This window comes from Neolewinella aquimaris (genome assembly GCF_014197245.1).
Taxonomy (GTDB): domain Bacteria; phylum Bacteroidota; class Bacteroidia; order Chitinophagales; family Saprospiraceae; genus Neolewinella; species Neolewinella aquimaris.
In genome coordinates this window covers 84,459-96,485 of the sequence record NZ_JACIFF010000005.1, presented here as the reverse complement: position 1 = coordinate 96,485, position 12,027 = coordinate 84,459, and the positions used below count along the sequence as shown (strand labels likewise).

The window sequence follows — 12,027 nt, the reverse complement described above, 5'->3', positions numbered from 1 at the left end:
TGGGACACGGATGCCCCTCAGACGCTACATACAAACATTATTTCTCCCGAAGCTTGCCGTACTGGCGGGCGATCTGGGCCTTCAGGTCCTTTCGGGCGAAGAAGATACGACTCTTGACGGTACCAAGGGGAAGTTCGAGGTGATCGGCGATCTCCTGGTACTTGAAGCCCTGGTAGTGCATGAGGAAGGGGATGCGGGTGGAATCGTCGAGATCGTCGATCATCACCGTCAGCTCCTTGATCAGAATGTTGCTGTCTGCATCATTTTCAATGGCGTGCGAACCTGAGTTGAGGTAGTAGAGGTTATCGGTATTGTCCATGATGGTATTCGCCTTCACCTTCTTGCGGTAGTTGTTGATGAAGATGTTTTTCATGATGGTGAAGAGCCACGCCTTGAGGTTGGTGCCCTGACGGAACTTATCCCGATTGGTCATCGCCCGGAAGGCCGTCTCCTGATAAAGGTCCTTGGCATCCTCCGAATTTTTGGTCAGGTTGTAGGCAAAAGAATGGAGGAGGGTGGTCTGCCGATCGAATTGAGCGAAGAAGTCAAGCTGCGTCATGGGAAGGGCCGAAGCCGTTTGTTGAAGTAAAATTAGATAATGCTTAAATATAAGCCGATGTTCGGGTCTACACCCTGTGAGCATCATTCACACAATTGGCTCCTCCTGACATACATCACCACTAAAAGATTGCTTATCAGCCTTTTGGGCAAATTAAAGCGATAAAATCCACTTATATAATTTTCAGAAATTAATGAAAATTAGCGGCTGGCCGTCATTTGCCTCCGCGGTCGGCGGTTTTCCGCCCACAAAAAAGCCCGCTTCCTCCAAGGAGAAAGCGGGCTTAGTTTTGGTTGCATCGGGCTATTCCTCGACGTAGCGTACGTCGTCGAATTCGGCGGCCAGGGTGCGCAGGACGTTGATGATCGTTTCCTCTTCGAGGTCGGTGCGGCGTACCAGGTCTTCGGGGCTCATCTCGATGACGGAGCGGGCCGTATCCAGGCCGATGCCCTTGAGGGCGTCGATTACCCAGCCTTCGATCTCGTCGCTGAATTCTTCCAGGTCTACGTCGTCCACTTCGACTTCGTTGTTGCGGTACACGTCGATCTCGAAATCTACCAGACGACTGGCAAGTTTGATGTTGGTTCCTCCCTTACCGATGGCCAGGCTTACCTGATCGGGCTCCAGGAACACCTTGGCACGGCGGCTCTCCATGTCAAGTTCGATGTTGGAGACGCGGGCCGGGGTGAGCGAACGCTGGATGTACAGGTTGGTGTTGTTGGTGTAGGGGATCACGTCGATGTTCTCCTGATTGAGCTCGCGGACGATGCCGTGAATCCGGGATCCCTTCATACCTACGCAGGCTCCGACCGGGTCGATGCGGTCGTCGTAGCTCTCCACGCTCACCTTGGCGCGCTCGCCGGGGATGCGCACGATGCCCTTGATGGTGATGAGGCCGTCTTCGATCTCGGGTACTTCCTGCTCCATCAGTTTGGCGAGGAAGCGCTCGTCGGTGCGGCTCACGATCACGACGGGGTTGTTGTTGCGCATCTCGACCTCCTTGATGACGCCGCGGACCATATCACCCTTGCGGAAGTAATCGCCGCGGATGGTTTCGGTACGGGGCATGACGAGTTCGCGGCCGTTGGCGTCGTCGATGACCAGCACCTCGCGCTTCAGGATCTGCTGTACTTCACAGAGGACGAGTTCGCCCACCCGTTCGGTGTAGCTGCGGTAGATCTCGTCCTTCTCGAGGTCCATGATGCGGCTGATGAGGGTCTGCCGGGCGGCCATGATGCTGCGGCGGCCGAAGTCCTTGAGGAACAGCTGCTCGTAGCACTCCTCGCCCACGTCGTAGGCCTCGTCGATGGCGATGGCTTCGGAGTAGGAGATTTGGGAGAGCTCGTCGGTCACTTCACCGTCGGGCACGATATCGCGGACGCGCCACAGTTCGAGGTCGCCCTTATTGGCGTTGACGATGATGTCGAAGTTCTCGTCGGTGGTGAATTTCTTTTTGATCAGCGTGCGGAACACGTCTTCGAGTACCCGCACCATAGTGGGGCTGTCGATGCTCTTACCGGAGCTGAATTCCTTGAAGGTTTCTACCAGGTTCATCATGGCTAGAAGGATATTTTGACGATTGATTTTTTAATGGCATCGGTAGCGATCGTGATGTCTTCCACGATGGTTTTCTTGCGTTTGCCCTCCTTGATCCGCTGTTTGGCTTCCAGCACGACCTCGGTGGGGGTAGCCGCCTTGAGCAGACCGTTGTAGGTCTCGCCTTCGGTGGTGGTGACTTCCAAGTTACGGCCTACGTTCTTAAGGTACTGACGATAAAATTTCAGGGGGCGGTCGACGCCCGGGCTGCTCACGTTGAGTACGTATTCCTCGCCGAGGGGCTTCTCCTCATCGAGGTAGCTCTCCAGGTAACGGCTGATGCGCTGGCACTTCGCGAAGGTCATCGCCGAGTCGCTGTCTACGAACACTTCCAGTTTCTTGTTGGAGTGGTTGACGTCGACGACGAAACAGTCCCGGAATTCCTCCTCGGTGTCGAAAAATGTTTCCAGCAAGTTAGAGATCGTTGCTTCCATTGGTTTTCATTGCACCCCCGATGGCGATCGGGGCACCCCGCCCAAAAGCTTGGGTGGGGACACAAAAAAGAGGGAACCTCGCGGTTCCCTCTGTTGACGTTTTTACGGCCTTGTTTGGCAAAGATAACGAATTGTGCGCGATATGGTTGAAGTTTTTCAGTCGTGCTGCACCGCGGGCAGATCCCAGTGGCGCTGACCCCCACGTTCGCGGTGGTAGCGGATCGCGTCCTGAATCGACAGAAACTGACTCTCGGCACCCATCCGTTCCATGAGGCCGGACCGAAACAGGATGTCGCGTACGGGCCCGATTACGCCGCTGAGGTAAAGATCGATCTTGCGGCTGCGCAAACTTTCGAAGAGCTGTTCGAGGGCGTGCAGCCCGGTGGTATCGAGGTCGTTGATGGTATGGGCATCAATGATTACCGCCCGCAGGCAGTCACCCTTCGCTTCGGCCATCGCCAAAATGCGATCACCGAAGAACTCCGCATTACCGAAGTAAAGTTCGGCATCAAAACGGACGATCAGCAGGTCGGACTCTACCTCGGCATCCTCGAAGCGGTTGACGTTGCGGAAGGCATTGGTCCCCGGGATGCGACCCAATTCAGCTAAGTGAGGCCGGGCAGCGCGTAGAAAGACAAAGATGAGCGACAGGAACACGCCCCCCGCGATACCGTACTGCAGCCCGGCGAAGAGGGTGAACAGGAAGGTGACCAGCAGCACGGCGAACTCCCGGGGAGCCAACTTCCGTAACCGCTTCATTTCCTCCAGGTCGAATAGCTTACCCACCGAAAAAATAATGATCGCCGCCAGCATCGTCAGGGGCAAATAGTAGAATAAGGGGGTGAAATAAAGCAGCACGGCCCCCAACAATACAAAGGCCACCGCCCCGCTCAACGGCCCCCGACCGCCGCCGGCCTCCACCACCGCCGAGCGGGAGAAACTGGCCGAGGTAGGAATGGCGGAAAACAAACTGCCGGCCACCTTCGACAGGCCCAGCGCAATGAGCTCCCGATTGGGCTGGACGCGGTAATACCCGTGGTGGGCGGCAAAGGAATTGCCGATGGAGAGGGTTTCTACGAAACTGATGAGGGCCAGGACCAACGCTACGGGTAAGAGGCTAAGCCAGGTGGCGGCATCGAATACCGGCAGGGTGACGGGCGGCAGGCCATCCGGAATTTCCCCGACAACGTCGATTCCCGCCAGATCGAGCCGCAGCAGGTACACCAACAGTGTCGCAACCACGATCCAGGTCAGCATCACGGGGGCCCGGGGCAGGTAGCGCTTGCCCAGTAGCAGCACGGCCAAAGTCGACAGCCCCAACGCCGCCGTAGGCCAGTGAAAGCTACCGAGGCTGCGGAATACTTCCACCACCGTATCGTAGAGGTAGGCCGTCCGCGGCATATCGAGACCCAGAATCGGTTTAAGTTGAGAAGCCACGATCAGGACCGCGGCGGCCGAAACGAAGCCTGACAGCACCGGCCGGCTCAGCAGACTCACCAGCCCGCCCATGCGCAGCAGGCCGAAGGTGAACTGAATCAGCCCCGTCAGCCCCGCCAGCAAAACGGCGTAGGCAATGTACTCCGCGCTTCCCGGCTCGGCGATGGCACCCAGACCGCTCAGGCACAGCAGGCTGGCCAGGGCCGTAGGCCCGACCGAAACGTGGGGGGTACTGGCCAGCAAGGTGTACACCAGCAGAGGGACGAGGGCGGCGTAAAGGCCGTACACCGCAGGCACACCCGCCAGCAGGCCGTAAGCCATGGACTGGGGGATCAGGACCACGCCCAGCGTCAGCCCCGCCAGCACATCGCCGCGGATGCCCGACCTACCGTAGTCAGCCGGGAGGGGAAACCAGGAACGTAAGAGTCGACCCACCCCGCTCAGGCGTCGACCGACTCGGTAGCGAGAATATCGGCCACCTTATCCTGTACGTTGATCAGCCGGTCGAAGCCCCGCGATTTCAGGATGCTCGTGGCGATGGTAGACCGGTAGCCGCTCCCGCAGTGAACGTGGTATTCTTGCTTGGGGTCCAGTTGATTGGTCTTTGCGGAAAGCTCCGACAGGGGAAGATTGCGCGCCTGACTCAGGTGGCCACCCTCGTATTCACTGGCTTTGCGTACGTCGAGCACGTTCCTGGCCCGTTCGGGGTCAAACTCCGCCGCCGAAATGGTCGGGATCGCGTCCACTTCGCCGCCGTAGGCCCGCCAGGCCGCGATGCCGCCGTCCAGGTACCCCAAGGCATTGTCGTAGCCCACCCGGCTCAGTCTTTCCACCGTTTCGGCCTCCTTACCGGGTTCCGTTACCAGCAGGATGGGTTGCTGCAGATCGGGGATCAGTTCGCCCACCCAGGGGGCAAATCCCCCGTCGATGCCAATGAAAATGCTATTGGGGATAAAGGCCTTTACGAATTCCTCCTTCGGGCGCACGTCCAGCACCAGGGCCATTTCCCGGTTGGCCACCTCCTCGAATTGCTCGGGCGCGAGGGCTACCGCTCCCCGGTCCATTACGTCCTTGAAGGAGTCGTATCCTGCTTTATTCATTCGCACGTTCTCGCTGAAGTAGGCGGGTGGCGGGAGTAGTCCGGCCGTCACTTCCTGCACAAACTCTTCCCGCGTCATATCCGCCCGCAGGGCGTAGTTGGTCGCTTTCTGGTTGCCGAGGGTGTCGGTGGTCTCGCGGCTCATTTTCTTGCCGCAGGCCGATCCGGCGCCGTGGGCGGGGTAGACGATGATGTCGTCGGGCAGCAGCATAATCTTGCGGCGCAGGCTGTCGTAAAGCAGTCCGGCGAGGTCTTCCTTGGTCAGGGCACCCTTCTTCTGGGCCAGGTCGGGCCTGCCGACATCCCCGATAAAGAGGGTGTCGCCGGTGAAGATCGCCTTCGGCGTTCCGTTGGCGTCGAGCAGCAGGTAGGTGGTGCTTTCCAGGGTGTGGCCGGGGGTGTGCAGTACCCGGATCGTAAGGTCTCCGAGCCTGAATTCTTCCCCGTCCTTCGCTTCGTACTTCTCGTAGTCGGTTTTCGCTCCCGGTCCGTATACGATGCGGGCGCCGGTTTCGCGGGCCAGATCGAGGTGGCCGCTTACGAAGTCGGCGTGGAAGTGGGTTTCAAAAATGTACTTGATGGTGTCCCCGGCCGCGCGCGCCTTGTCCAGATAGGGCTTCGGGCTGCGTAGCGGATCGATGACCGCGGCCTCCCCCTTGCTGGAAATGTAGTAGGCTCCCTGGGCCAGGCATCCGGTGTAAATCTGTTCGATGACCATGTCGCTTACGTTATATGAAGGAATCATCATATGAAGGCGTAGGGGGGAGGAATGGTTGACCGGGGGAGGTTTTCGGGCGGCGGGGCGCAGGTGCAGTGTACCCTGGAACTGGAGCAATGCGCTCACTCCGGCCGTTGGGGGTTCAGGTTGTACCTTCGTTTCGCTTCAGACCGTTTTACTTTTTGTAGCGAGTCTACCGTGTTTTACGGTCAGCGCACATCTTCAAGCCATCAGAATGAAAGGAATAATTTTTAATATCCTGGAGGCTTACCTGCTTGAGAACGCCGGGGAGGAAAAACTGGACCACATCATCGCATCCGCTGAGCTGTCGACCCGCGACCCCTTCGTGGCCCCGGGAACCTACCCCGATGAGGATTTTCTGAAGATCGTGGGACAAGCCACCGAAGAATTTGGCTGGAGCCACGCCGAGTTTTTCCGACACCTGGGAAAGTTCGCCTTCTTCAAATTGGCGGAGAGGTACCCCGGTTTCGTGAGCCCGCACCGGGACCCGAAGGAATTTCTAAAAACGATCGACCAGGTCGTCCACGTGGAAGTACGCAAGCTCTATACGGATACCTACCTGCCCACCTTCACTTACCGGGAACCTTCACCCCGGGAATTGGTCATCACCTATTATTCCAAAAGAAAAATGTACGATCTAATGGAGGGGTTGATTGAGGGGGTTGCTACTTACTTCGCCGTCGGGATCGAGCAAACCCACCGAATCTATACCGAAGACGAAATAGAGTATTGCGACTTTTACCTTAATTTCCTTCCGGATCATGAAAAACGAACAAGCGACAATTGAGCAGTACCGACGAAAGCTTGATACAGCAGAAAGAAAAGTGCGGATCCTGGAGGATATGATCGAAGATCGCACCAGGGAGCTTCACCTTAAGGGGGAGGAAAATCAGGAGCTGGAACTGTTTGCCTACTTGACGTCACACGACCTACAGGAGCCCCTGAGGACGATCATGAGTTTCGTGGAGATCCTCGAGGAAGAGTACGCAGACAGGCTCGACGGCGACGGCTCTACCGCCTTAAATTTTATCCGGGAAGGTGCTGACCGGATGTCGCTACTCATCAAGAGCTTACTGCACTACTCAAAGGTCGGGAAGAACAGGACCAGAAGATTGGTCAACACGAATAAAGTAGTTGAAGACATCCTGAGCAGGTTGCAAACATCAATTCAGGAGGCAGATGCCAAGATCAGTTACGGTAGCTTACCCGTTTTGAACGTATTCGAAGTAGAGTGGGCGCAGCTGTTTCAAAACCTCGTCCACAATGCGATTAAATTCAGAAAGCCCGACGTCGCTCCGGTGATCAGCATTGGTGTTCAGCAGCGGGAAGACGAGTACCTGTTTTTCGTCAGGGATAATGGCATTGGCATTGAAGAAAAATTCCGGGAAAAGGTATTTGTCATATTTCAACGGTTGCACAGCAACGACCTGTACCCGGGTACGGGCATCGGACTGGCCAACTGTAAGAAAATCGTTGAACTGCACGACGGCAAAATCTGGTTGGAGTCAACGGTCGGAGTCGGAAGCACCTTTTACTTCACCATTAAGAAGTAGTGGTTGGAATGAGTTTGCCACGAAAGCGCATATCCATCCTACTCGTGGAAGACAACCCGGCGAACGTCTTTTTACAAAAACGGATCATCGAAAAGCTGGATTGCGCCGACCGGGTGGTGGTAGCCAGGACCGGCCAGGAAGCCTACGAACGGATGAAAGAATATGCCGCGGATCCACCCTCCCTGCCAGACCTTGTCTTCCTTGACATCAATCTACCCGCCATGAATGGGTGGGAGTTTATGGAACTGTACAACCAGCTGGAAATACCCGCCGCTGCACAGCCCGTGGTCCTGATGTTGACCTACTCCAACCACCCAAACGACAAACGCCGGGCCGCGCAAACGCCGGGAGTCAGCGGCTTCTACAACAAGCCCCTCACGGTACCCCTGCTGAATTTAATCCTGGAAGCTCACTTTCCGATTCTCTTCGAGGATCACTGAGGGCACCATACCCACAAATCGACGATTCGGGTCCCGGTTTTCCCGATGCATCGGGGGGGGAACGGGGTTTTAACCTATCTTCCCAATCCGTCAGTCCGGTAGGAAAGCGCTTTTCTATAGCGTCGCCTACCCATTGCTGGTCCTTTTGGTCCGCTGTTTTTTGCAGTTCGGCTCATCGATTATCCCCTTACACTCCCTTCGATCAACACAATTATACGCCGATGCATTTGTCGACCAGAACCAGTCAGAGTCTCCGTACCGCTGCTTTGCTCTTGGTGCTTTGCCTGCTCCTGTGCACCGCCGCCCAGGCCCAGCCGGATGCAAATGGCGTATGGCAGTACAACGAAGAACTGGAGGGCCACCACTGCGACGACGCCGGCTGCTACGCCTTCTGCACCAGCTCCTACCTCGAGAACAGCAACTCCGCCAACAACAGCGAACCGAGCGCGGCACTTCAGTCCGCCGTTGCGGATTGGATGAAACATATTCCGGACACGATGAAGATGAACGGACTCTCCATCCCCGGCACCCACGACTCCGGCGCCCAGTGGGGTGGTACCGCGGCGGAAACCCAGAGCTGGGACATCAAACAGCAACTCAGTGGGGGCATCCGGTTTTTCGACATCCGGCTGAAGCCGAACCCCGACGATCCGAATGGACTGGCCGTGTACCACGGCGACTTCCCCCAGTGCGAGGACACCGACTGCTTCGGGGCGTGCGGGCTGACCTGTGATCGCCTCACCTTCACGCAAATCCTCAACTGGATGAACACTTTCCTGAAGGACCACCCCACCGAGGCCATCATCATGGAAGTGAAGTACGAGGAAGGACCTACGGATGCTTCGATCAGCGATACGCAAAGAATAGAATGGGCGAGAAGATTCAACGGCATCCTGTTTGACGAATCGAATAAGCAGGCGGGTATCCAATTTAATTCCGACACCTTTAGATTTCCGGGGCTTATCTACAACCTGGATACTACGATACAGGGCAATTTTAATGCAACCATGCCCACCCTCGATGACCTGAGGGGAAAAATATGGATATACCAAATATCCGATGTTGCTAAAACCTGGTATTCTAATAATATACCCATTAATCAATTCATCAGGAATATAAGCAGGCAAAACAACTACACGGAAAGTGCCGCCACGCTGGGAAATCACGTAATTAATTACATCAAAAGTGCCCGGGGAAGCATCGGCGCGGGGAACTGGGTACAGAACTGGACGAACGGCATCAACCTCCTGACCCCGGCCATACCCGTACCGGCCGATGTAGCGAGCTACGTCAACAAGGATGCTTTCCACGCCCTCAACGAATTTGATAATGCTTCGGTGGGTACGATGGTGATGGACTTCCCGGGTGAGGGACTGATCTACCGCATCATCAAGCGAAATTTTCCACACAACAAGCTGGTCGATCTTACCGTAGCGATCGACTGTCACCATAGCCTGCTTACCGGCGGAGCTTCAGAAAGCGACATTTCCGTAACCCTCTACAACGGAGGCTACCTGATGGGGGCCGTCGCGCACCCGGCCGGATGCTCGGGCCTGGGCGACGCGTTTTACCAGGTCAAAACCATCATGCGGGCCATGCCGCAGGAGTACACCCACCTGCTGGTCCAGAATCAGAATCCGAAACCTGGAGACGGCTTAGGCATCGACGAAATTTACGTCAACCAGACCCGGTACGGACTGGGCTGCTACAACGGTGGCGTTGTTGACGACGAGCTGGAAAAATGGGGGCAGGACGGCGGTGACCTGTGGTGCGCCGGAGCGGACGGCGACGCGGAGTACGGCGCCGATGTGATCTGTAATACATCGTGGAACTTCGTATCCGGCGTTCCGGGAGGATCGGCGGGAGCTTACAACCTTCCCGCTGAGCTGAAACAGGAAATCCTTGACTATAGTCTTCGCTGCACGCCTTTGGAAAAACAGCACTATACGGTGAAGGGCCGGTCTAGTATCCCCCCGCTGCCTACCGCCTTTTGCGGTCCGAATGCGGCCATCGTCTGGGATGTCGATTCCACCCTAAACGAAAATTACACCCTGGTCAGTTTAGGCGGATTGACCGTGACGGCGGGAACCGTGATCACCATACCGCGGGGCAGGACGGTCACCATCAATAAAGGGACTACGTTTGAGAATAATGGAACCATAATAAATAATGGCAGGCTCATTGTTAATACCGGCGGCACCCTGAAGAATACCGGAATTATAAACAGTACCGGCCAGTTCTTTAATTTGGGTACCACGGTGAATGCGGGTGAGATATACAATCCCGTAGGATCCTACGGGCAGGGGCTCGGGGGGAAGCAAACCACGGTTAATGAAGTTATTCCGGGCTACCTACTCGGCCCTGCCAATACGGATGGCGGCAGGATCGTATGCGAAGATTACCTGAATGGCCAATGGGTTTCCAACGCATGCACCCTTGACAACTTCTGGCTTCAGGAGGATCGCACCCTCAAAGTAGGGGAGGAAGTAACGCTAAACATCACCGGGCTCCTCAGCAGCTATGGCATCGTCAATAATGCGGGAGAGGTGAAAGGGACAATTAACAACTGTGGAGCATATGCAGGCGCCGTCCCGTCCCCGGGAAAGTTGCTGGACTGCGAAGAAAGCGAGGATGCCTCAATGTGCAAGCAACGCCTGGGCGGGCAGTGGGACGAAAGCGTACAGACGTGCTACGTAAATACCGACACCACCATAAGTGCGCCCCTCACCATTGCGGCGGGGGTTACCTACCGAATCAATGCTCCCGTACTTATTTCGAGTACCATCGTGAATATGGGCACCATCGACAATTACAGCGTCATCGACAACAGCTTTACAGGGACCATTGATAACTATGGCTCAATTAACATGAATCACGACAGTGACGGTTTCGGGTCTATTATCCTGTGCGACGGCATTATTCAGAATTTTGCTGACTTCCACAATATTCAGGGCTACGGCAATGGCGGGATCCGGGGATCCGGCTTTTTCGATAATCTATGTGGCGCGAAGTTTACGGGATCGCAACCCCTGGGTGTGCGATTTTATAACCAACCGATGCCGGAAACCGTCCCACCCCTTGTTTTCGCCAAAAACGTCACCATTCAACTGGATACTTCCGGTCGGGCCTCCATCAATCCGGCCAATGTGGACAACGGAAGCTACGACAAGTGTACTGCCCGGGAAGATTTGGTCCTTCATCTCAGTAAATCCACCTTCTCCTGCGAGGATCTGGGGACGAATACGGCCACATTCACGGTTACCGACGAAAATGGCAACGTAGCATCGACCGAAGTACAGGTGACGGTCGAGGACAAGGAGCAGCCCCGCATCAAAAGTCAGGAGGACATGTTTGTCATCGCGCTGAACGCGGCCGGTCGGGCCAGCATCGAGCCGATGGATGTCTACAGCGGAGCCGAAGACCCCTGCGGAATCGCATCCTATGTCCTGGACCAAACCGACTTTAGCTGGTGCGATATCGGCAGCCAGTCGCTGACCCTAACCGTGGTTGACAATGCTGGAAATCAGTCATCCGCATCCGTTGCAGTGACCGTCGAAAATACTTTTCTACCCCAGCTGACCGCCACTCAAATCCTCACCTGCGGAACCACGGGGGCCATCGAAGTAGCCGTACAAAATGCCGACGACCGCTACAGTTTCGACAACGGCCTGACCTTCGCGGAAGCCAACAAAAAAACCGGCCTCGAAGCCGGCACTTACGGAGTGGTCGTCCAAAACGCAGCGGGCTGCAATTCCGTATCGACCACCGCCACCATCACTTTCCCCGACGCGGATAACGACGGAGTCTGCGACGAAACCACCTCCACGAGGAACGAACTGGTCGCAAAGCCGAAACCGGGCTTCTATCCCATCCCCATGGCAAATGCCCTTCACATCGAAACGAACGACATTTCCACGGGTATGTACACCTTAATTATTCTGGATATCACGGGCAGGGAGATATTGAGCCACGAAGTGGACGTAAAGGGCACCGAAGGACACCACGAGGTCGATGTCACGCAAGTCGTCCCCGGCATGTACACGGTGATGCTGCGCAAGGCCGACGCGCTATTTACCGCAAAGATCATAAAGTAACCCAGTCTCGGACCGGAGGTAACTTAGCCTACAAGCCAACTCCCACAATACGAGCGTAGCGAGCATCCCCACAATA

Annotated in this window: 9 protein-coding genes; 4 read left to right on the top strand and 5 right to left on the bottom strand. The window is 56.0% G+C overall.

The genetic code is table 11. The features are described from left to right. Nucleotides 1-37 precede the first annotated feature (37 nt). The 5 genes from GGR28_RS10640 to GGR28_RS10620 all read right to left on the bottom strand — a co-directional run bounded on the left by GGR28_RS10640 (nucleotide 38) and on the right by GGR28_RS10620 (nucleotide 5,843). Nucleotides 38-559: an RNA polymerase sigma factor gene (locus GGR28_RS10640; RefSeq protein ID WP_183495772.1), complete on the bottom strand. Its 522-nt coding sequence runs from the start codon at nucleotides 557-559 to the stop codon at nucleotides 38-40. 303 nt (nucleotides 560-862) lie between these two features. Then, entirely contained in the window at nucleotides 863-2,113 is a 1,251-nt protein-coding gene (gene nusA / locus GGR28_RS10635; RefSeq protein WP_183495981.1) for a transcription termination factor NusA, read from the bottom strand. Between the two features lie 5 nt (nucleotides 2,114-2,118). Further along, nucleotides 2,119-2,589: an LSm family protein gene (locus GGR28_RS10630; protein ID WP_183495771.1), complete on the bottom strand. Its 471-nt coding sequence runs from the start codon at nucleotides 2,587-2,589 to the stop codon at nucleotides 2,119-2,121. A gap of 156 nt (nucleotides 2,590-2,745) precedes the next feature. Beyond that, on the bottom strand, nucleotides 2,746-4,461 hold the full coding sequence (locus GGR28_RS10625; protein ID WP_183495770.1) for a SulP family inorganic anion transporter: 1,716 nt from the start codon (nucleotides 4,459-4,461) through the stop codon (nucleotides 2,746-2,748). A 5-nt stretch (nucleotides 4,462-4,466) separates the two neighbouring features. Continuing rightward, nucleotides 4,467-5,843, bottom strand: coding sequence for an MBL fold metallo-hydrolase (locus GGR28_RS10620; RefSeq protein ID WP_183495980.1), 1,377 nt, complete (start codon nucleotides 5,841-5,843; stop codon nucleotides 4,467-4,469). Between the two features lie 235 nt (nucleotides 5,844-6,078). Between GGR28_RS10620 and GGR28_RS10615 the strand changes: the two genes are divergently transcribed. From GGR28_RS10615 to GGR28_RS10600, 4 genes are all read left to right on the top strand, one after another. Continuing rightward, nucleotides 6,079-6,651: a heme NO-binding domain-containing protein gene (locus tag GGR28_RS10615; protein WP_183495769.1), complete on the top strand. Its 573-nt coding sequence runs from the start codon at nucleotides 6,079-6,081 to the stop codon at nucleotides 6,649-6,651. Beyond that, complete coding sequence (locus tag GGR28_RS10610) at nucleotides 6,626-7,417, top strand: sensor histidine kinase (RefSeq protein WP_183495768.1); 792 nt, start codon at nucleotides 6,626-6,628, stop codon at nucleotides 7,415-7,417. Before GGR28_RS10615 ends, GGR28_RS10610 begins: the two co-directional genes overlap by 26 nt. 8 nt (nucleotides 7,418-7,425) lie before the next feature. Then, a complete protein-coding gene (locus tag GGR28_RS10605) occupies nucleotides 7,426-7,857 on the top strand; it encodes a response regulator (RefSeq protein ID WP_183495767.1) in 432 nt (143 codons plus the stop codon). A gap of 227 nt (nucleotides 7,858-8,084) precedes the next feature. Then, a complete protein-coding gene (locus tag GGR28_RS10600) occupies nucleotides 8,085-11,951 on the top strand; it encodes a PI-PLC domain-containing protein (RefSeq protein WP_183495766.1) in 3,867 nt (1,288 codons plus the stop codon). Nucleotides 11,952-12,027 lie beyond the last annotated feature (76 nt).

Coding starts and splice junctions, on each gene's coding strand:
- GGR28_RS10640 (WP_183495772.1), bottom strand. CDS start 559: ATGACGCAGCTTGACTTCTTCGCTCAATTCGATCGGCAGACCACCCTC.
- nusA (WP_183495981.1), bottom strand. CDS start 2,113: ATGAACCTGGTAGAAACCTTCAAGGAATTCAGCTCCGGTAAGAGCATC.
- GGR28_RS10630 (WP_183495771.1), bottom strand. CDS start 2,589: ATGGAAGCAACGATCTCTAACTTGCTGGAAACATTTTTCGACACCGAG.
- GGR28_RS10620 (WP_183495980.1), bottom strand. CDS start 5,843: ATGGTCATCGAACAGATTTACACCGGATGCCTGGCCCAGGGAGCCTAC.
- GGR28_RS10615 (WP_183495769.1), top strand. CDS start 6,079: ATGAAAGGAATAATTTTTAATATCCTGGAGGCTTACCTGCTTGAGAAC.
- GGR28_RS10610 (WP_183495768.1), top strand. CDS start 6,626: ATGAAAAACGAACAAGCGACAATTGAGCAGTACCGACGAAAGCTTGAT.
- GGR28_RS10605 (WP_183495767.1), top strand. CDS start 7,426: ATGAGTTTGCCACGAAAGCGCATATCCATCCTACTCGTGGAAGACAAC.